We start from the raw sequence: 19,496 nt of genomic DNA on the forward strand, positions 1-19,496 counted from the left end.
CGGCTTACTTCCGGGCGAATCTGAACTGGACGAGCTTGGCGTTCTTCCTGGTGATCTCGGCCAGGGTGCGGACCACCTTGCCGTGGAGATCCACGACGACGTATTTGAAGGGGTCCTTCCGTGGGTCGCGGACGATCAGGTGATGTTCGTCCCACCATCCCACTATCGTGGTGTCGCCGTCCCAGACCGGGACCGAGGCCGTCCTGTTGCCGGTCCTGGCGTCCCACACGCATCCGGCGGTCTGTTTGCCCGTGCTCTCCGGGCAGTAGGTGTAGAAACGCGTGCCCGAAGGGGAGAAGATCCCGGGGCCGGGCATCAGTCCCACCCAGGGCATGGTCCGCACGACCTTCCCGCTCTGGTCGCGGAACCGGACTCCGAACGTCGGCTTCTTGTGCTCGTAGGCGCCGACCACGAGGGTCCCGTCGGGACTCCAGTCGAAGTTGCCGTAGCCGTCCCGTTGGTCGTCGGTCTTGACGACGGTCGCCTTGCGGGTGCCGACGTCGACGACGACGAACCCCGCGGGGTACTGCACCTTCTGCTTGACGTCGAAATCGTAGAAGGTCAGGAGCAGCCGCCTGCTGTCCGGGCTCCACGTCCCCGAGAGCCCTCTCAGCGGCTGCTTGAGCGTGTCCACCGAGAACTTCTCGCCGGTGGCCGAATTGATGAAGGTGACGTAGTCATAGCTCGACGCGGCGAACTTGAGCCAGGGGTTGACCGCGACCCACTTGCCGTCCGGTGAGACCGTGGGGTCGCCGAAGTCGGCGTCCTTCGCCACCAGGCGGAACGCGTCACCGCCCGGGACGCGCGCGTACGTGCGGTAGACCGGGCCCTTGTGGTCGGTGACGAAGTAGGACGCCAGGCGCACCGGGTCCGCCGGGTTCTCGTGCAGCGTGAGCCGCGTCTCCGGGGCCTTCACCTTCCCCGTGGCCGCCGGGGGAGGCGTCGGTGACGCCTCGATGACGACGGGAGACGGGGAGGGGAGCGGCGTGGGGGGCGGCGCGGCCACCCGGACGGGGGCCGCCCGGGGGGTCAACGCGTAGACGGTGCCGCCCGAGACGAGGGCGATGGCCACGGCGGCGGCGCCGAGCAGCACGGAACGGCGACGCCGGCCCGGCCGGGACGGGGGCGGGAGCCGCACGCGCGTGGCCGGATCAGGCGGCGGAGCGGATCGGAGATCCGGGCCGGCGGAGGCCGGGACGGAGGGCAGTGGCTCGGCGGTCGCGAGGATCGTGGAGTGCCCGACCAGCCTGAGCAGGACGTCGCTCGCGGCCGGCCTGTCCCGGGGGTCCTTGGCCAGGCAGTCGGCCACCAGGCCACGGAGGTCGTCGCCCAGGACGGTGAGGTCCGGCTCGCTCCCCAGGACCCGATTGATCGTCGCCGACATGGAGCCCGCCTCGAAGGGCGACCGCCCGGACGCCGCGAAGAGCATCGTGGCGCCCCACGCGAACAGATCGGCCGCCGGCCCCACGGGCTCGCCCTCCAGCTGCTCCGGCGTCAGGTAGGCGGGCATGCCGACCGACCGCGTGGTGCTGCCGGCGCCGGCCTCGAGCGCCTCGGCGATGCCGAAATCGATCACTCGCGGCCCGTCCGGGCCGAGCAGCACGCTGCCCGGGTTGAAATCGCGGTGGACGATCCCGGCCTGGTGGATGGCGACCAGGGCCGTCATCGTGCCGATGGCGAGCCGGTGCAGCGCCGCGCCGCGCAGCGGACCGTCGTCCTCGACGGCCTTGTACAGGGTGGGACCGTCGATGTATTCGCTGACCACGTACGGCCGATCGCCGGCCAGGCCGGTCTCGACGACCTGCGCGGTGCAGAAGGCGGAGACCTGCCGCAGCTCCTCGACCTTGCGCAGGAACCGTTCGCTCCCGGTCAGATCGGCGTGCACGAGTTTGACGGCGACGTGCTCCTCCCCCGGCCCCGTCGCCAGGTAGACGGTGCTCTTCCCGCCCTCGCCGAGTTTCCCGACAATCCGATACGGACCTAAATAAGGCGGATCATCAGAGTGCAGGGGCTCGACCTCCGGCATGTCGGGCTTCTCCTTAGAGCTCGTCCGTAGATCATCAACTATCCGCACAGATCTGCGTGACGGCAAGCCCATCGCATCATGCCACGGACGGAAAGGCTTCGGCGGAAAAGATCATAGATAATGCGGGATATACGCGTCACCGTCGATCACTCAGCCGTTCCGGTGCCCTTCTCCTACCTCGGGGAGCCCGGCCTCGGGGGGAGCACGCCCCGTCTCGCGGGGAGAGCGCGACCATGGTCCGCGACGGGACGGCTCGGACGGACCAGGCGCAGACACGGCGGGCGGGCATGTCGTCCGCCCGCCTCCTCCGCCCGTCACTCGCCGGTGCCGCCGGGGGTGGGCGCGGGGCTCCCGGTCTCCTCGTGACCGGGGCTCATGGTGCCACCGGGGCTGGGAGACACGGTGCCGCTGGGGCTGGGGCTGGGGCTGGGACGCACGGTGCCGCCACGGGCCTTGCGGAGCAGATTCAGGTGCTCCCGCACCACCGGCCTGGCGTCCTCGGCCAGCTTCTTCACCTCAGGGGAGGAACCTTCGCTCAGCTCCTGATCCAGGCGGTTGAGGGTCTCGCGGTGACCGACGATCATCGCGGCCAGCCACACGTTGTCGAAGACCTGCCCGGTCAGCCTCGACAGCTCGGTGAGCTGATCGCGCTGGTCGGCGTTCGGATGTCCGGGTAGCGGCACTCCGGCCTTCTGGGCCGCCTGCCGCACGCTCTCGTCCAGCTCCGTATGGTTGTCAACCAGAACCTTCCCGATGTCGCTTATGCTGCGGTCTGTCGACCTCTGCTGGGCGAGCTTCCCCGCCTGGATCTCGGTCAGGTTGACCCGATGTATCTGAACCAGAAACTTCTTGTCCTGCTCGTTGAGATTCGGCTGAGCGGCGATGGCTACGGCGGTGCCGCCCAGCACGACGGCCGCGACGGCCAGCAGGACGATAATCCTTCGGATCATTGGATCCCCCGTCAGTGCGCGAATGGATTAGCGCTTTTCTCCACATATGCACTGATATCTGCTGATATAGCAGAATTCGGATGAAAATGCTGTTAAAACCCTATTGAGGCATCAGGTGGTCCTGACGTGCCGCCACGCGGGCTCTGGACCGCGAAATCCACCCGCTCCGGGGTCTCGCGGCGGACGTGGAGCCCGCGCGGCGCGGTCCGCACCCCTCCGGCTCCCGGGGGCGGCACTCGTCGTCCCCCGGAGGGGGGACGGCGAGGGGCGCCCGCGGCAGGCGCCCCTACGGCCGTTCAGCTCGGCGTCGCCTCGGAGCTCGGCGACCCCTCGGCGTGGGGGAGGAGAACCATGTCGACGAGGTAGACGGTGGCGTTGGAGGTCTGCAGGTTGCCACAGACGACCTTGGCGTCCTCGACGGTGTAGTCCTCCTCGTCGACCTTCTTGACGGCCAGCGTGCCGCCGCCGAGCGTGGTCAGCGGCCCCTCGGCGAGCTCGGCGGGGGTCTTCTTCCCCTCGACCACGTGGTTGTTGAGGATCTTGGTCAGGAGCTCCTTGTCCGCCAGGGCCTTCGCGAGGACCTCCTTGGGGATCTTGCCGAAGGCCTCGTCGGTGGGGGCGAACACCGTTATGTCCGGTGTGGAGTCCAGCTTCTCGATCAGTCCGGCCTGCTTGGCGGCCTTGGCCAGCGTGGACAGCTGCGGGATGTGGGAGAGCGCGGTGCCGAGCGGCTCCGAGGCTATGCTGCCGGGGCTGCCCGGACCGGAGGCGGGCAGGGAGGAACAGCCGGGGCCGAACGGCTTGGTCATGGCCCCGGGCGACTCCGAGGTCATGTCCGTGGGCGACTCGGAGGTCATGTCCGTTGGCATGGGCGTGGGAGAGACCCGGAGGACGGAGCCCGTGGCGGCGGCGTGGCCGGCGACGGGGACCGCGGCCAGGGCCAGCGCGGTCAGGGCCGAGGCGAGCAGAGCCTTCTTCTTCACAGTGATCTCCTTGGATGGATGGATGAGCCCTCCGGGATCCGTCCGCCGGGCCCCGCGCCGCTCATCGATCTTTCGTAGATCAATTCCCTCCAATTTCGGGTTAAATGCCACATAGGGCGACTCTTGACCACATATCTCCCTGTTGCGAGGAGATGCCGGGGCGTCCGTGGGGCGCCCCGGACTATGGGGGCATGAGCCCGAAGATCGCTACCAACGAGGTCGTCTCCCGTGATCGGCTGCTGGAGTTCCTGCGCGGGCGCCACCGCGCGCTGGTCATCACGGCGCGCCGCGACGGCGGCCCCCAGGCCTCACCGGTGACCTGCGGCGTCGACGCCGAGGGGCGCATCGTGGGCTTCCCCGCCCGCCCCGCCTGACCTCCACCCGCCCCGCCTGCCCCTGCCCGCCCCGCCTGACCCCGTCCGGTCCGGCCCCTGGGCCTCGCTCAGCCGAGATCGGCCAGTACGGCGTCGGCGGCACGCCGGCCGGAGACCAGCGCGCCCTGCTGGGAGCCGGTGTCGCGGTGGTCGCCGCACACGTAGCGGCCGGGCGCGGAACGGACCGGACGGCGCAGCGGGAAGGGCGGTGTCATCGCGGGCAGCGCGGCCTCGACCGGGTAGGTCGCCAGGTGCCGCCAGGCGGAGGTGTCCGTCCCGTAGATCTGGGCCAGCCGCGACCGGACCCGCGGCTCGTCGGCGTCGGACAGCACTCCCAGGACCGAGGTGGAGATCAGGGCGCGGCCGTCCGAGGAGTAGCCGGGCGCGACGTCGGTGACGACCAGGGTGTCGGTGATCAGGCCCTCGGCGTCGACGATCTGCGTGGGCTCCCCCAGCGGCGAGCGGGCCGCGGCGTGGTAGAAGGTCGTCACCGCGCGCATCGGCGGGATCTTCAACCCGGGGCAGAGCCGGGCCGCCGTGGCCGGGTCGGTCGCCACGACCACCGCGCGGGCCCGGATCGTCCCGCCCCCGGCCGGCCGCACCCCGTCCGGCGTCACCGCGGCGACCGGGATGCCCAGCGACAGCGCCCCGGCCGGGAGGCGGGCGGCGAACTGCCGGGGGATCTCCCCCATGCCGAGCGCCGGCAGCCCGACCGTGCCTCTGGCGAAGGCCCGCCAGAGCAGGTGGAAGAACCGGCTGGAGGTCTGCAGCTCCCGTTCGAGCACGACCCCGGACAGGAAGGGGCGCAACAGCTTGTCGATCATCTCGGACGAGATGCCCCAGTGCCGCAGCTCCTGCTCGGTGGTGCGTTCGGCGCCGGCGCGCAGCCGGTCGGCGGGCAGGGCGATGTCACGGGCGGTCAGCGCGGCCAGGGCGGCCTTGTCGCGGGCCGACCCCAGGTCGGCCAGCACCCCGCTGAGCGCGTGCCCGGGATGCCGCCAGGGCAGCATGAGGCGCTCCCGCCGTCCGCGGTCGAAGACGATCAGCCCCGAGGAGATCGCCCGCAGGTCCAGGGCGCCGAGGTCGAGGACCCGGCCGGCTTCCGGATAGGCGGTGTTGAACACCTGGAAGCCCCGGTCCAGCCGGAAGCCGTCCACGGTGTCGGTGCGCACGCGCCCGCCCACCTCCCGCGCGGCCTCGACGACGCGGACCGGCACCCCCGCGGCGTGCAGCCGCGCCGCGCATGCCAGACCGGCGAGTCCCGCCCCGACGACGACCACGGTGTCCGGCATGGCCCACTCCCCCTCGCGTTCACGGCGACGTGCCCGCCGCGGGTGTCCGCGGCTGCCTCGGGCAACGAGATCCGCCACCTGTGACTTCGGGTGACGGGCCGCCGGGGGTTGCGTCCACGGTCAAGTCCGCTCCACGGCCTGCGCCAGCTTCACGGTGATCTCCCCGCCGAGCTGGAACCCGCCGGACAGCTCAAGATCGTCGCCGCTCCAGAACCGGCCCGGGTCGTACCAGTTCGGGCGGCGGCCGCCGGGCAGCAGCCCCATCGCCTCGTAGGTGACGGCGACGACCTCCGCGCAGTAGGCGCTCTCCAGGGCGCTCTCCTCGGTGCCCCGCTTCAGGATCTTCGGCACCCGCCCGCGGATCCAGCGCCCGGCGAGCCGGGCCGTGGACGGGAACGGGGTGCCGTCCAGCCGGGCGACGGTGCGCAGGACCGCGTCCTCCATCTCCCGGGTGACCTGGGGGTCGAGCTGACGCAGCCAGGCGCGCTGGCCGTACTTGGTGGCCCACACGCGGACCGCCTCGCGCAGGTCGTGGAGCTGGACCCCGCGTTGGTGGGTGCCCGACCACAGGTCGGGCAGCGAGCGGCCGAGTTCGGCGTGCCACATCAACGGGGGCATGTCGTCGATGACGACGGACATTCCGACATGGTTGACGGGACTGTTCGTCACCGTCTGGATCGCTCGGTCGGGCACGGTGCGGCCGCGGAACAGCCACACGTCGCCGGTACGGGTCAGGTTGACCGCCTCGTCGAGGCTGATGCTCTTGCCGGGCATCTCTGTAGCCTAGGGACATGCGGTGGTGGAAGATACTCGGCCTGGCAGGCGTCGCGGGCGTGGCGGCGACCGGAGTGGTGATCGCGCGGGCGGAACGGCGGCGACAGGCCTACACCCCGGACGAGATCCGGCTCCGGCTCCGCGCCCGGCTGGAGGAGGCCACGGCGGACGGCCGGGAGGCGGCCGGTCAGGCTCCCTGAGCCGGAGCGCGACGGGTCCGGCCCCTGACACTCCGGACGGCGGCGCGCGCCCGGGGGGAGGCGGCGCGCCCCCGGGGGAAGGGCGGGTCACCGCCTCCGGCGAGGGCGGCGGCCACCGGCGGGCCGCCGGATGTCACAGCAGGCCCTGTGCCGGGTCCCAGCCGGCGGGCAGCGGGCCGGGGACCTCGCAGGTGCTGCCGACCGGCAGGAACTCGCCCCGCTCCGCGGAGCCCGCGACGGCCAGCATCGTGTCCAGGACGTGCAGGCCCAGCTCCCCCGTCGCGCGGTGCGGCCGGCCCTCCCGGATGGCCTGGGCCATGTCGAGCACGCCCAGCCCGCGGCCGGCGGTGGCGCCCTCCGCCGGGACGGTGACCCAGTCGTCGGCGAGGGCCCGGCGCAGGCGCACCGCGCCGTCGAAGGCGTTGGGGTCGGGCAGTTCCATGGTCGCCTCCGTCCCGGTGATCTCGATGAAGCCCAGCCGGGGCAGCGGTGAGTCGAAACTGAACACCATGGTGGCGGCCTGCCCGGCGGCGAACTCCAGGAGCGCGGTGGTGTGGGTGGGCACCTCCACCGGGAACCGTGTCCCGGCCCGGGGCCCGGAGCCGACGACCCGTTCCTCCCGGGCCCGGCGGGCGACCGCGGCCACCCGCCCGGCCGGGCCGAACAGCGTCACCAGGGCGGTCAGATAGTAGGGGCCCATGTCGAACAGCGGGCCGGCGCCGGGCTTGAACAGGAATTCCGGGCTGGGATGCCACGATTCGGGGCCGGGGGTCTGCAGCAGCGTCAGCGCGGTCAGCGGGGTGCCGATGGCGCCCTCGGCGACGAGCCGGGCCGCGGTCTGCAGGCCGGCTCCGAGGAAGGTGTCGGGGGCGCAGCCGAGGCGCACCCCCGCCGCGGCCGCGGCCTCGATCACCTCCATGCCGGACTCCCTGTCCAGGGCGAACGGCTTCTCGTTGTAGACGTGGCGGCCGGCCGCGACCGCCGCGGCGGCCACCGCCGCGTGCGCGGCCGGGATCGTGAGGTTGACGACGAGCTCGACGTCGGGGTGGGCGACCACCTCGGCCGGCGCCCCGGCCACCGGCACGCCGTACTGCCGCGCGACCTGCCGGGCGCGTTCCACGTCGAGGTCCGCGCACCCCACCACCCGCAGGTCGGGGAAGGAGGTGAGGTTGCGCAGATACTGGTGGCTGATGGTGCCGCAGCCGACGACGGCCACGCCGACCGGGCCCGTCACGGGCTCACCCGCCCGGCCGCGACGAGGGCGGTCAGGTAGGCGTGGCTGGCGGCCAGCGCCTCGACCATGTCGGTGGCGCAGTGGTCCAGCTCCACGATCCGCACGGCGTCGGGGGCGGCGACCAGCGCCTCCACGATCGGCACCTCCCCCGCGCCCACCGCCGTCATCGGCCCCTCCTTGGTCGCCGGCCCGTCCTTGACGTGCAGGTGGCGCACCCGCCTGCCCAGCCGGTCCAGCAGCGCGGACGGGTCGGTCCCGCCCGTCGCCGCCCAGTAGACGTCCACCTCCAGGAGCACCTCCGGGTCCAGCAGCTCCTCCAGCGCCTCCAGCGCCGGGCGGCCGTCCACCCGCTGCTCCAGCTCCCACCAGTGGTTGTGGTATCCCAGCCGCAGGCCGAGGTCGGCCGCCTCGCGGGCCGCCGCGTTGAGGGTCCGGGCCGCCCGCTCCAGGCCGTCCCGGTCGGCGAACCACTCGGCCGGAGCGGCCGGCACGATGACCGTGTCCGCCCCGATCCTGACCGCGGCGGCGAGCGCCGCCGCCCGGCGCTCGTCGAGCAGCGGGGCGTGCGCGCTGCACGCCCGCAGCCCGGTCGCCTCCAGGTCGGCGGCGAGTCCGTCGGGGTCCAGGTGCGCGTCGTAGGGCTCGACGGCGCCGTAGCCGATCTCGGCGATCCGGCGCAGCACCGCACGGCGGTCGACGGCCGCCTGCTCGCGCACGGAGTACAGCTGAACTGCGAGCAGACTCATCCCAATGGTCCCTTCTGGCGTGACAGGTCTGGTGCGGCGGCGGTGAGGGCCAGCGCGGCGGCGCCGTACAGGCCCGCGTCGCGCTCCAGCGAGGTCGGGCTGACGGTGAGGCGGCGCAGGAAGCCGAGGCCGGCCTGCTTGGCGACCGCCTGCCGCAGCGGGGTGAGCAGGGTCGCCCCCGCCGCCGCCACCCCGCCACCGATGACGACGTCGTCGATGTCGAACAGCGCCGCCGTGGTGAGGACCGCCGCGGCCAGCGCGTCCGCGGTCCGCTGGAAGGCCCGCTGGGCGACGGGGACGGCACGGCGGGCGTCGGCCGCGAGCGCCTTGGCGTCCGGGTGCCCGGCCGGGGCGGCCCAGCCGTTCGCCAGCGCCCAGCGGACCATGCTCGGGCCGCTGGCGATCGTCTCCAGGCAGCCGAGCGCCCCGCAGGGGCACAGCTCGCCGTCCCGGTCGACGGTGATGTGCCCGATGTGGCCGGCGTTCCCCGTCGGCCCCAGGTACGGCACGCCGTCCAGGACGATCCCGCCGCCCACCCCCGTGGAGACCACGATCCCCAGCAGCGCCCGGGAACGCGAGACGTGGCTCCCCCGCCACCACTCGCCCAGCGCCATGCACTGGGCGTCCCCGGCGAGCACGACGGGAAGGCCGGGCAGGAGCCGGCTCACGGTCGCGACCAGGGGGAAATCCCGCCAGGACGGGATGTTGACCGGGCTGACCGTGCCGGCGGGCGCGTCGACCGGGCCCGCGGAGCCGATCCCGACCCCGGTCAGGCCCGCGGTCCCGATCTCGTCGAGCAGGTCGGTCAGCGTCGCGGTGGGGTCGGCCCCCACCGGCAGCTCCACCCGGCGCACCAGCGTCCCGCCGGGGTCGACGGCCGCGGCGGCGAACTTGGTGCCGCCGATGTCGATCGCCAGGACCGTCATGGCCGGGGCTCGCGGCGCCCGGCACGGGATGCTTCGATGGAGGGGCGGGGAGGCAGGCCGCGCGGGCCTGGGGAGCGGGGGCTCACAGGATCCTCCTGCAGTCCGGGGGATAGTTGCTTAACCGGGTAAGCGAGATGGACCTACAGCCGGCACGACAACGATGTCACCGCCACATTAACGACATAAACCCCACTTTTACAGGCATCCGGCCCGGGAAAACCTCCCCGGGACAGCGCGCGCCGGCCGCGCAGGACGCGTAGTAGAGTGCGCGGGAACGGTGACATGGCTAACCGGTTCAGCCGAGGAACGGGATGAAGCGACCGACGATTGCCGACATCGCCCGCCGCGCGGGGGTCTCCAAGGTGGCGGTCTCCTACGCGCTGAACGGCCAGGCCGGGGTGTCGGAGGCGACGCGGGCCACCATCATGGCCATCGCCGCCGAGATCGGCTGGCGCCCCAACAGCGCCGCCCGTGCCCTGAACGGCGCGCGGGCGCGCACGATCGGCCTGGCGCTCTGCCGTCCCGCCCGCGTCCTGGGCATGGAGCCGTTCTTCATGGAGCTGATCAGCGGGATCGAGAGCGAGCTGTCGGTCCGGTCCTACGCCCTGATGCTCCAGATCGCCGCCGACCACGGCCAGGAGACGGCCGTCCACCAGCGCTGGTGGGGCGAGGGCCGCGTGGACGGCGCGTTCCTGCTCGACCTGCACTTCGCCGACCCCCGGGTGACGGAGCTACAGGCCCTGGGCATGCCCGTCGTGGTGATCGGGCACCCGTCGGAGGCGGGCTCGCTGGCCTCGGTCTGGTCCGACGACGGCGCCGCCGTGCGCGAGACGATCGAATACCTCGCCGCGCTGGGCCACCGCCGCGTCGCCCGCGTCGCGGGCCTGCCCAAGCTCGTGCACACCGCCCTGCGCGACCGGGCCTTCGCCGCCTCCTGCGACGGTCTCGGACTGAGCGGCCACGTCACCGTGCACACCGACTACACCGGGGAGGAGGGGGCGCGGGCCACCCGGCGGCTGCTCAGCTCCCCCGACCGGCCGACCGCGATCGTCTACGACAACGACATCACCGCCGTGGCCGGCCTCTCCGTCGCCCAGGAGATGCACCTCGACGTCCCACGCGACCTGTCGATCGTCGCCTGGGACGACTCCCCCCTCTCCCAGGTCGTCCGCCCCCCGCTCACCGCCCTCAGCCGTGACATCTCCGCCTACGGCGCGCACGCCGCCCAGCGGCTGCTCGCCCTGATCGACGGCGGGCAGGCCTCCGCCTTCGAGGACCGGGCGGCGTACCTGACGATCCGCGGCAGCACCGGCCCCCCACCCGCGCGGGCCCCGGAGCCCGCCTGACCGAGTGGCGCACCAGGACTTCCGTCCCGGGTGATCCCGGATCGACGGACCTTCTGAGCCGGGCGAGGATCCGACAGCGTGGAGGCATGCGAATCCTTCACACGACAGTCGCGGCGGCCGTACTGCTCACAGGACACGGCGCCGAACGCCGGGCGCCGGATCTCGCCGCCGCCGGAACCGACGCCGATCCCGCGGTCGTCAGGACCGACACGGGAGCCGTGCGCGGCACGGTGACCGGCGAGCACCGCCTCTTCCAGGGGATCCCCTACGCCACCGCGGGCCGCTGGGAGGCTCCCGTGCCCGCGGAGAGCTGGGACGGCGTCAAGGACGCCACCGAGCCGGGCGCGCTGTGCCCCCAGGTCGGCTCCGTTTACGCACCCATCTCCAGCACGGACGAGGACTGCCTGTTCCTCAACGTCACCACCCCGCGCACGCCGGGGAGGAACCGCCCGGTCATGGTCTGGATCCACGGCGACGGGGCGGTCGGCGCCGGTCACTTCTCCGACGCGCGCAAGCTCGCCTCGCGGGGCGTGGTGGTCGTCACGATCAACTACCGGCTCGGCGTGTTCAGCGGGTTCGGGTACCCGGGCCTGAAGAACTCCGGGACCTACGGCCTGCAGGACCAGCAGGAGGCGCTGCGATGGGTGCGGCGCAACGCGGCGGCCTTCGGCGGTGATCCGTCGAACGTCACGGCGTTCGGCATCTCCTTCGGCGCGCTCGCCATCGGCGGTCATCTCACCTCCCCCGGCGCGAAGGGGCTGTTGCGGCGAGTGGCCATGCAGAGCGGCGAGACGATGATGGACATGCCGGCCAACAGCGTGATCCCCGGCGTGCCGGCCGCCCCGACGTTCGCCTGGCGGAGCACCGAGGACGCCCAGGCGGTGGGCCGGATGTACGCCGAGCGGCTCGGCTGCCGGAGCCTGGCGTGCCTGCGCGCGCTGCCCGTGCAGAAGATCCTCGCGGTGCCGCAGATCATGAACGTCTTCCAGGTGTACGCCTACGGCAACAAGGTGCTCCCCGAACTGCCCTCGAAGGCGATCCGCGGGGGGCGCTTCCACCGGGTGCCCGTACTGGCGGGCGCGACACGCGACGAACATCGGATCTTCGTCGGGATGAACTACGACGTGGCCGGCCGGCCGGTCACCGCCCAGCAGTACGGCACCCTGGTCAAGGAGGCGTTCGGCGACGACGCCGGACGGGTGACGCGGAAGTATCCGCTCGCCTCCTACGCCTCTCCCAGCCAGGCGTGGGCGGCCGTGATGACGGACCGGCTGTGGGCGAGAGGCACGCACGAGCAGAACACCTCGCTGGCCGAGCACACCCCCGTCTACGGCTACGAGTTCGCCGACCGGAGGGCCCCGATGTTCCTGCCGCTGAAGGCGGACTTCGACTGGGGCGCCTTCCACGCCGCCGACCTGCCGTATCTCTTCCCGGACAAGAAGGCGTCGCTGACGGCCGCCCAGCGGAAACTGTCGGACCAGATGGTCGGCTACTGGACGAACTTCGCCCGCACCGGCTCGCCCAACGGCCCGGACCTGCCCAGGTGGCAGCCGCTCCCCCGAGGCACCCAGTCGCTCGCGCCCGGCGCGGTGCGGCCGATCGACTACGCCGCCGAACACCGGCTGGACTTCTGGAGGTAGCGCGGCGCCGGTGAAGGCCTGGACCTCCTATGGCTACGGCGAGCCGCCACCTCAAGGGACACGGGATCTACGCCCGTGATCTGCTCACGCCACATCTTGAGTGTCACCTGGTGGTCTCGTGGCGGGTTCGATCTCCAGTGGTGTGGTGGCGTCGTCGGTGATCTGGCGCAGCTGGGTGAGGGTGTAGTCAAGTTGCATCGCCAGACGAGGGATGGTCGCCGGCGGCAGATACGCCTCCGCGCCGGCGTCGAGCAGGCGCCGGACCGGGCCGTGGTAGTCGACTCCGAGCTCGTTGTCCTCGATCTCAGTGATGATGACACGAGCTTTCGGGAACATCGACCGGAGACTTGCGATCAACTGGGGGCTGACCGGCGGCGTCAGCAGTACGTCGGCTGTCGTGGGAGCGGCGTGCATGTCGAGCACGACGTAGTCCGAGCCGAGCTGGGTGGACAGCGCGACTCGAGCCGACGTCGACAGCTTCATCGCGGTGGCGACGACCGTCACGTTGTCGTAGTCGATCGGAGGTTGTTCGTCAGCCTCCTCTGCAGTGCCGGGCTCGACGATGGCGCCGTCGAGCACGCGAAGGGTGCTGGAGATCGCCGCGATCGACTCACCGGCCCGCGTGATGACCAGTTCCTCCCCGGGCTCGAGGGCGTCGATGAGCGCCAAGACGTCCTCGGGAAGCCGGGTCACGTCGATCGACCGGGCGGCCCGCGCGGCGCGCTTGTCCGCCATCAGAGCCGGAACGCGCTCAGGGCGGCGGCACCTTCTGGCCGCGCGTCGTGTGCCCAGAAGGTGCCGGCTGCGGTGAAGTCCAGGCGGCCGGCCGGCCCGTGCGCGTGATTGTTGGCTGTGAACACCTCAGCGGGCTCTTCGCGGTCGGCGTCCCGCGCCTTGCGCGGCACCAGCCGACACGATCCGATGACAGCGGCAGGCAGGGGTGGCGGCGTTGTCATAACGATCAACCTTCCCACACCGGCCGGAACACCTGTCAACGGCCCTGGTTCCGGCCCTGGTGCTGTGTTGGACGTTGAGATCGGTTTTTGAACATGGACAGGCGAGCGGTGCCGAACGTGGTGGCGTCGAAAGCCGGAGCCTGGTCGGGGTCTTCCGCCGGACCGACCTCGGCCGGGTAGGCGGGTCAGTCGTCGATGGCCTGGTAGAGCGTGGTCCAGAAGTCGTGGATGGCCCGCGCCGAATCCGGGGTGGACATCCCGGTCTGGGTGAGCAGGATGCCGACGAGCCGGTTGTCCGGGTCGGCGTATGTGGTGGTGCCGGCTCCGCCGTCCCAGCCGAACTGGCCGATGGGCGCGTAGTCGCCACGGTAGGTGCGCACCGCCGTCCCGAAGCCCCAGCCGCCGTGCTGCCCCCGGCTGTGTGACAGATGGACGACGCCGCGGGCCCAGGCTTCTCGGGCGGCCAGCTCCTCGGCCAGGACGGCGTCGTCGCCGGCAGTGTCATCGCGGACCTCAAGGGGCGCGGCATGATGATCGACCACGTCGCCGAGGTCCTGGGAGTCGTCCCCCGGCTCTGAGCCGCCCGCGGCCCACCGGCCGGCCCGGCCGGTGGAGCAGGTCACGGGCGGCCCCGCCGCACCTATACATATGTCCCCTTTCCACTGATTGCGATGAGACGGGAGGATCAACGGCGGACAACGGCTTTCAATAGAGTTCCGCCTGTTCGCGGATGGGTACCGTTGGCCGTGATGACATAAGGAGACCGCAATGACGCACGAGCGCGCGGGCAAGACCGCCCAGCCGTCCGACCTGGTGGACGTGGCCCGTCTGGTGACCGCCTACTACGCCCTGCACCCCGACCCCCAGGAAGTCGGCCAGCGGGTGGCGTTCGGGACGTCGGGGCATCGCGGCTCGTCGCTGAACGTGGCGTTCAACGAGGACCACATCCTCGCGACCAGCCAGGCCATCGTGGAATACCGTGCGTCGCAGGGAGTGGACGGCCCGCTGTTCCTCGGCGCCGACAGCCATGCGCTCTCGGAGCCCGCGCGGGTGTCGGCACTGGAGGTGTTCGCCGCCAACGGGGTGCGGGTCCTGGTCGACAGCCGTGACGGCTACACGCCGACACCGGCGCTCTCCCACGCGATCCTCACCCACAACCGGGGACGTACGGCGGGGCGGGCCGACGGCGTGGTGGTGACCCCCTCGCACAACCCGCCCGGCGACGGCGGCTTCAAATACAACCCGCCGAACGGCGGCCCGGCCGACACCGACGCCACCTCCTGGATCCAGGACCGGGCCAACGCGCTGATCGCGGACGGGCTGAAGGAGGTCCGGCGGATCCCCTACGCCAGGGCCATGGCCGCCGACACGACCGGCCGCCACGACTTCCTCGGCGGATACGTCGACGACCTGCCCTCGGTGCTGGACCTCGACGCGGTCCGGACCGCCGGGGTCCGCATCGGCGCCGACCCGCTGGGCGGAGCGAGCGTGGCCTACTGGGGGGAGATCGCCGAGCGGCACCGGCTGGACCTGACGGTGGTCAACCCGCTGACCGACCCGACATGGCGGTTCATGACGCTGGACTGGGACGGCAAGATCCGGATGGACTGCTCCTCGCCCTACGCGATGGCCTCCCTGATCGCCAACCGCGACGCGTTCGACGTCTCCACGGGCAACGACGCCGACGCCGACCGGCACGGCGTCGTCACCCCCGACGGGGGCCTGATGAACCCCAACCACTACCTCGCCGTGGCGATCTCCTACCTCTACTCGCACCGTCCCGACTGGCCGGCGGACGCCGGGGTTGGCAAGACGCTGGTGAGCAGCAGCATGATCGACCGGGTGGCCGCCGACCTGGGCAGGCGGCTGATGGAGGTGCCCGTCGGGTTCAAGTGGTTCGTGCCCGGGCTGCTCGACGGCTCGCTCGGCTTCGGCGGCGAGGAGAGCGCGGGGGCGTCGTTCCTGCGCCGCGACGGCTCGGTGTGGACCACCGACAAGGACGGCGTCATCCTGGCGCTGCTCGCCTCGGAGATCATCGCGACCACCGGCCGCTCGCCGAGCGAGCACTACGCCGACCTGACCTCCCGCTTCGGCGACCCGGCCTACGCGCGGGTCGACGCCCCCGCGAGCCGGGAGGAGAAGGCCGTGCTCGCCAGGCTCTCGGCCGACCAGGTCACCGCCGAGACCCTCGCCGGCGAGCCGATCCGGCAGGTGCTCACCTCGGCGCCCGGCAACGGCGCCCCCCTGGGCGGGCTCAAGGTCAGCACCGACAGCGCCTGGTTCGCCGCCCGGCCCTCCGGCACCGAGGACGTCTACAAGATCTACGCCGAGTCCTTCAAGGGGCCCGAGCACCTCGCCGAGGTGCAGGACGCGGCCAGGGCCCTGGTGTCGGAGTCGCTCGGCTGAGCCGGGCACCCGGCCGGCGGAGGCCCGGACCGGCCGGCCGGGGGCGGGCACGTGGGCCGGGCGGGTCCGGCCGGGCGGGTCCGGCCGGGCGGGCACGCGGGCCGGGCAGCACCGCCGGACAGCCGGACGGCCGCCGCTCAGGTGAACATCCGCCAGGCGGCGGGCATGACCGTCCAGCGACGGTGGACGGCCGGGCCGGTCAGTTCGCCGTCGGCGTTCACCGGCACCGGCCCGCCGGTCACCGTCACCTCACGGCCCCGGCCGGTGACGACGTCACGCAGGCCCGGATGGGTCCCCCGGCGCAGCCGCAGCGCGTAGACGAGCCGGTCCAGCGGCCCGGTCGTCAGCGCGACGACGACGTCCACCATGCCGTCGCCGGGCCTGGCCGCGGGGGTGAGCGGGGTGCCTCCGCCGATGGTGACGCCGTTGCCGATGCCGACCATGAGCACCGGGCGCCCCTCGGCCAGGGGCCGGCCGTCCAGGCTCACGCGCAGCCGCCACCCGGGGCTCCGCACGCCCGCCAGCAGCCCGCCGACCGCGTAGGCGAGCCGTCCGAGCCCGGACTTGAGCGGCTTGGCCCGCTCGGAGGCCTCCGCGCCGACGCCGAGGTGCACCACGTTGACGACGGTCCCGCCCTCGTCGTCGGTCAGGAGGTCGAGGGGCTGGGGCCGGCCCGCGAGCACGACCCGGGCCGCCACCTGGGGGTCCAGTGGGAGGCCCAGCCCGCGGGCGAAGTCGTTGCCGGTGCCCAGCGGGACGAGCCCCACCGTACGGGTGCCCAGCTCGCCGCGCCGGCGCAGGGCGGCGACCGTCACGTGCAGCGAGCCGTCCCCGCCCAGCACGACCACGTCCCGGCCGGGATGGGCGTCGAGCATCTCGTCCAGGTCCTTCTGACCGACGGGCGCCTCGACCACGTCGGCGCCGCCGCGCAGCGTGTCCACGGCCGCCGCCCGGGCGGCGTCGTCCGCGCCGCCCGCCTCCCCGTTGTAGATCACCAGCAGCTCGGCCATGCCGTCCCTCCAATTGATCGCCTCACCCGTCCCTGCCCTCCGGGGCGGCGATCACTCGGCGCTCAGCCCAGCCTCCACCAGCGCACCGCCAGCCACAGGCCGGTCACCACGGCGAGCAGGGCGGCCAGGACGTACACCGCGGTGGTCGAGGTGTCCGAGAGGTAGCCGTTGCCGCCGACGAGCACGGCCATGATCAGCGTGCTCAGCAGGCCCGCGCCCGCACCCGCCGCCAGGCCGACCCCGAACGCCTTCAGCACGCGGGTGGGGCCGCCCGCGCGGCCGTGGATCGGCGCCATGACCGATACCAGCCGCTCGGCGACGAGCGCGGGGTCCTCGTCAAGCCGGCCGGCCACGAGCTGGGTGGCCACCCCTCCCTCCTCCGGCTCGCTCAGGTAGATCCACTGGGAGCCGTGGACGAAGACCGCGGCGTCCCCCGACCCGGGGAAGCTCAGCCAGAGGAACGGCGCGCCCTCGGGGAAGCGCCTGAGCACGTGTCGGACGACCGGGGCGCCGGCGTCGAGCGCCGCGCCCAGGGTCCGCAGCACCCGCTCCTCGTCCGAGCCATCCACGACGACCTCCCCTGCCCCCTTCCTATTTTCGTACGGCCTGGCACCGCGGTTGCGGCGGGGCGCGCCGGTCCGGGGGGCGGCCCTGACCGCGGAGGGCGGGGTGCTCCTGGACGGCGCGCCCGTGCCGGCCGAGGCCGTCGTGGTGGCCGCGGGAGCGTGGAGCGGGCGGGTGTGCCGGCCCCCGGACGTGGCGCCCTACTCCCCCGGCCGCACCCCGAGGGCGGGGGCCAGCTCCGCGAGCTGAGCGACGCCCCCGAGCAGGTCGGAGGGGAGGGGCTGGAGGGCGACGTGGTCGGCGCCGGCGTCGAGATGCGCGCCGACCCGCCGGGCGACGGTCTCCACGTCCCCCCACGCGACGATCGCGTCCACCAGCCGGTCACTGCCGCCGTCGGTGAAGTCCTCGTCCCGGTAGCCGAGGTGGCGCAGGTTGCCGACGTAGTTCGGCAGCCGCAGATAGCCGGCCATGTGCGCACGGGCGATCTCCCTCGCCCTGGCGGGGTCGCTCTCCAGGACCACGGCCTGCTCGGGGGCGAGGATCCGGTCGGGGCCGAGGGTCTCGCGGGCGAGCGCGGTGTGCTCCGGCGGCACGAAGTAGGGGTGGGCGCCGTCGGCCCTGTCCCGGGCGAGCTCCAGCATCCGGGGGCGCAGCGCCGCCAGCAGCCTGGGCGCGGGCGGGTCGTCGGTGAACAGCAGATCGCGCGCTACGGCGTCCATCGCGTCGAGATAGGCGCTCATCGCCGCGAGCGGGCGGGCGTAGTCGTGGCCGCGCTGGGAGACCAGCGGGGCGTGGCTGACCCCGACGCCCAGGGCGAAGCGTCCCGGGTACGCCTCGCCGTACGCCCTCGCCCCGGCCGCCATGGCGGTCGCGTCCCGCACCCAGATGTTGGCGATGCCGGTGGCGACCGTGACGTTCTCGGTGGCCGCAAGCAGGATCCCCGCGAGGCTGAACGCCTCCCTCGTCCCCGACGCCTCGCCGTACCACAGGGTGCCGTAGCCGAGTTTCTCGATCTCCGCCGCCGCCCGCCGCACGGCCGGGACCCGGTCCCGCCCGAACATGGGGTGCCACACACCGATCCGACCGATGCCCATCGCCGTCTCCGATCCGGCTCGTCCGACTGTCCGCCTGAGACGGGACGCTAGCGCAGTGTTCGACGAATGTCGAACATAAGGGGTCCCGGAACGCGCGGTCCCGGGCACGCGGCGGCCACCGCCCTGACCGTCCAGGCGGGCCGGCACCGGAGGTCGCGCGGTGGCCGCCGCGGGCCTACACCGTGGTCCTGGCGAAAGGCACCACGGGCTTGACGGGCACCGACGCGCACAGCTTCTCGAGCATCCCGCAGAGCCGGGTGCGGAAGGCCGGATCGACGAGCCTGCCCTCGGAGTCGAACTGGCTCACGGCCGGGGACACCAGCAGGTCGACGCCGTGCACGATCGCGCCGGCGGCGGCGAGGGCGCGGCACAGCTCGATCTGCGTCCACGTGGCCTCGTGGGCGTACAGGCAGGCGGTCACCACCGCGACCGGCTTGCCGACCAGGACCGCGCCGCCGCGCCGGGAGGCCGCCCACTCCAGCGCCTCGCCGAGCTGGGCCGGCAGGGCGCTGTGCGCCGGTGCCGCGATCAGCACGCCGTCCGCCCCGGAGAGGGTGCGGCACAGCTGCTCCACCCCCCGCGGGAGCGGCCCCTCCTGGAAGGGCGGCACCTGATCCAGTCCGTCCCAGATCTCGAAGTCCGCCGAGGCCGGCAGTTCCCGGGCCGACGCCTCCAGCAGCTTCCGGACGTACGCCCCCGGGCGAACGCTGCCGGCAATTCCAACGATCTTCATCCCCGACCCCATCCTTGTCGCGAGCCCGCGACACTACGAGCGAGGGAGGCGCCGCCGCTCCGGCCGCCCGAACACGGCCGCCGGCGGAACCCCCCGATCATCCGACACATGCGCTGAGCGGAGCAGTGGCGGCCCACCGCGGGAGACCCGCCTGCGGCGCCGCCGGAGTCGCCCTGTCCACTGTCAGGAGACGCGGTGCGCCAGGTACGTCCTCGCTGGTCACCGCCGAGACAATGGCGCCG

General features: G+C 72.9%; 20 protein-coding genes. 5 read left to right on the forward strand and 15 right to left on the reverse strand.

All coding sequences use genetic code 11. The annotated features are described in order from the left end of the window. Nucleotides 1-4: 4 nt before the first annotated feature. The 3 genes from ACZ6R6_RS35690 to ACZ6R6_RS35700 all read right to left on the reverse strand — a co-directional run bounded on the left by ACZ6R6_RS35690 (nt 5) and on the right by ACZ6R6_RS35700 (nt 3,959). Nucleotides 5-2,026, reverse strand: coding sequence for a serine/threonine protein kinase (locus tag ACZ6R6_RS35690; protein WP_470100942.1), 2,022 nt, complete (start codon nt 2,024-2,026; stop codon nt 5-7). Nucleotides 2,027-2,340: 314 nt separating this feature from the next. After that, nucleotides 2,341-2,976 carry a DUF4142 domain-containing protein gene (locus ACZ6R6_RS35695; protein WP_470100944.1) on the reverse strand — a complete coding sequence of 212 codons (636 nt, stop codon included), beginning with the start codon at nt 2,974-2,976 and terminating at the stop codon, nt 2,341-2,343. A 296-nt stretch (nt 2,977-3,272) separates the two neighbouring features. Continuing rightward, nucleotides 3,273-3,959 (reverse strand): fasciclin domain-containing protein, encoded by a 687-nt coding sequence (locus tag ACZ6R6_RS35700; protein WP_470100945.1) that lies wholly within the window; start codon nt 3,957-3,959, stop codon nt 3,273-3,275. Nucleotides 3,960-4,150: 191 nt separating this feature from the next. On the opposite strand from ACZ6R6_RS35700, the gene ACZ6R6_RS35705 reads away from it, so the two are divergent. Continuing rightward, nucleotides 4,151-4,333: a hypothetical protein gene (locus ACZ6R6_RS35705; protein WP_470100947.1), complete on the forward strand. Its 183-nt coding sequence runs from the start codon at nt 4,151-4,153 to the stop codon at nt 4,331-4,333. A gap of 68 nt (nt 4,334-4,401) precedes the next feature. On the opposite strand, the gene ACZ6R6_RS35710 is transcribed toward ACZ6R6_RS35705, so the two are convergent. After that, nucleotides 4,402-5,625 (reverse strand): NAD(P)/FAD-dependent oxidoreductase, encoded by a 1,224-nt coding sequence (locus ACZ6R6_RS35710; RefSeq protein ID WP_470100949.1) that lies wholly within the window; start codon nt 5,623-5,625, stop codon nt 4,402-4,404. 120 nt (nt 5,626-5,745) lie between these two features. Further along, on the reverse strand, nt 5,746-6,399 hold the full coding sequence (locus ACZ6R6_RS35715; protein ID WP_470100950.1) for a hypothetical protein: 654 nt from the start codon (nt 6,397-6,399) through the stop codon (nt 5,746-5,748). Between the two features lie 17 nt (nt 6,400-6,416). On the opposite strand from ACZ6R6_RS35715, the gene ACZ6R6_RS35720 reads away from it, so the two are divergent. Continuing rightward, nucleotides 6,417-6,599 (forward strand): hypothetical protein, encoded by a 183-nt coding sequence (locus ACZ6R6_RS35720; protein WP_451933485.1) that lies wholly within the window; start codon nt 6,417-6,419, stop codon nt 6,597-6,599. Between the two features lie 133 nt (nt 6,600-6,732). On the opposite strand, the gene ACZ6R6_RS35725 is transcribed toward ACZ6R6_RS35720, so the two are convergent. From ACZ6R6_RS35725 to ACZ6R6_RS35735, 3 genes are read right to left on the reverse strand one after another with little or no spacing between them, the layout of a single operon-like run. Beyond that, the gene (locus tag ACZ6R6_RS35725; RefSeq protein ID WP_470100952.1) at nt 6,733-7,833 is read right to left on the reverse strand and encodes a Gfo/Idh/MocA family protein; all 1,101 of its coding nucleotides are present in this window, start codon (nt 7,831-7,833) and stop codon (nt 6,733-6,735) included. Beyond that, entirely contained in the window at nt 7,830-8,579 is a 750-nt protein-coding gene (locus ACZ6R6_RS35730; protein ID WP_470100953.1) for a sugar phosphate isomerase/epimerase family protein, read from the reverse strand. The genes ACZ6R6_RS35725 and ACZ6R6_RS35730 overlap by 4 nt, the downstream gene beginning before the upstream one ends. Then, nucleotides 8,576-9,505 (reverse strand): ROK family protein, encoded by a 930-nt coding sequence (locus ACZ6R6_RS35735; protein ID WP_470100955.1) that lies wholly within the window; start codon nt 9,503-9,505, stop codon nt 8,576-8,578. Before ACZ6R6_RS35735 ends, ACZ6R6_RS35730 begins: the two co-directional genes overlap by 4 nt. A 311-nt stretch (nt 9,506-9,816) precedes the next feature. Here ACZ6R6_RS35735 and ACZ6R6_RS35740 point away from each other — a divergent pair, with 311 nt between their 5' ends. Beyond that, complete coding sequence (locus ACZ6R6_RS35740; RefSeq protein ID WP_470100957.1) at nt 9,817-10,851, forward strand: LacI family DNA-binding transcriptional regulator; 1,035 nt, start codon at nt 9,817-9,819, stop codon at nt 10,849-10,851. A gap of 86 nt (nt 10,852-10,937) precedes the next feature. Further along, nucleotides 10,938-12,491 (forward strand): carboxylesterase/lipase family protein, encoded by a 1,554-nt coding sequence (locus ACZ6R6_RS35745; RefSeq protein WP_470100959.1) that lies wholly within the window; start codon nt 10,938-10,940, stop codon nt 12,489-12,491. 84 nt (nt 12,492-12,575) lie between these two features. Here ACZ6R6_RS35745 and ACZ6R6_RS35750 read toward each other — a convergent pair whose 3' ends face one another. The 3 genes from ACZ6R6_RS35750 to ACZ6R6_RS35760 all read right to left on the reverse strand — a co-directional run bounded on the left by ACZ6R6_RS35750 (nt 12,576) and on the right by ACZ6R6_RS35760 (nt 14,070). Beyond that, nucleotides 12,576-13,226, reverse strand: a complete 651-nt coding sequence (locus tag ACZ6R6_RS35750; RefSeq protein WP_470100961.1) for a hypothetical protein — start codon at nt 13,224-13,226, stop codon at nt 12,576-12,578. Next, a complete protein-coding gene (locus tag ACZ6R6_RS35755) occupies nt 13,226-13,396 on the reverse strand; it encodes a hypothetical protein (RefSeq protein WP_470100962.1) in 171 nt (56 codons plus the stop codon). The genes ACZ6R6_RS35750 and ACZ6R6_RS35755 overlap by 1 nt, the downstream gene beginning before the upstream one ends. A gap of 236 nt (nt 13,397-13,632) precedes the next feature. Next, nucleotides 13,633-14,070: a serine hydrolase gene (locus ACZ6R6_RS35760; protein WP_470100964.1), complete on the reverse strand. Its 438-nt coding sequence runs from the start codon at nt 14,068-14,070 to the stop codon at nt 13,633-13,635. Nucleotides 14,071-14,215: 145 nt separating this feature from the next. On the opposite strand from ACZ6R6_RS35760, the gene pgm reads away from it, so the two are divergent. Continuing rightward, nucleotides 14,216-15,853, forward strand: coding sequence for a phosphoglucomutase (alpha-D-glucose-1,6-bisphosphate-dependent) (gene pgm, locus ACZ6R6_RS35765; RefSeq protein ID WP_470100966.1), 1,638 nt, complete (start codon nt 14,216-14,218; stop codon nt 15,851-15,853). 137 nt (nt 15,854-15,990) lie between these two features. Here pgm and ACZ6R6_RS35770 read toward each other — a convergent pair whose 3' ends face one another. The 4 genes from ACZ6R6_RS35770 to ACZ6R6_RS35785 all read right to left on the reverse strand — a co-directional run bounded on the left by ACZ6R6_RS35770 (nt 15,991) and on the right by ACZ6R6_RS35785 (nt 19,254). After that, complete coding sequence (locus ACZ6R6_RS35770; protein WP_470100968.1) at nt 15,991-16,863, reverse strand: diacylglycerol/lipid kinase family protein; 873 nt, start codon at nt 16,861-16,863, stop codon at nt 15,991-15,993. A gap of 62 nt (nt 16,864-16,925) precedes the next feature. Then, nucleotides 16,926-17,432, reverse strand: coding sequence for a hypothetical protein (locus tag ACZ6R6_RS35775; RefSeq protein ID WP_470100970.1), 507 nt, complete (start codon nt 17,430-17,432; stop codon nt 16,926-16,928). A 195-nt stretch (nt 17,433-17,627) separates the two neighbouring features. Beyond that, nucleotides 17,628-18,521 (reverse strand): TIGR03620 family F420-dependent LLM class oxidoreductase, encoded by an 894-nt coding sequence (locus ACZ6R6_RS35780; RefSeq protein WP_470100972.1) that lies wholly within the window; start codon nt 18,519-18,521, stop codon nt 17,628-17,630. Nucleotides 18,522-18,696: 175 nt separating this feature from the next. Beyond that, on the reverse strand, nt 18,697-19,254 hold the full coding sequence (locus tag ACZ6R6_RS35785; protein ID WP_470100974.1) for an NADPH-dependent FMN reductase: 558 nt from the start codon (nt 19,252-19,254) through the stop codon (nt 18,697-18,699). Nucleotides 19,255-19,496 lie beyond the last annotated feature (242 nt).

The sequence above is a fragment of the Streptosporangium sp. NPDC048886 genome, from assembly GCF_055586905.1.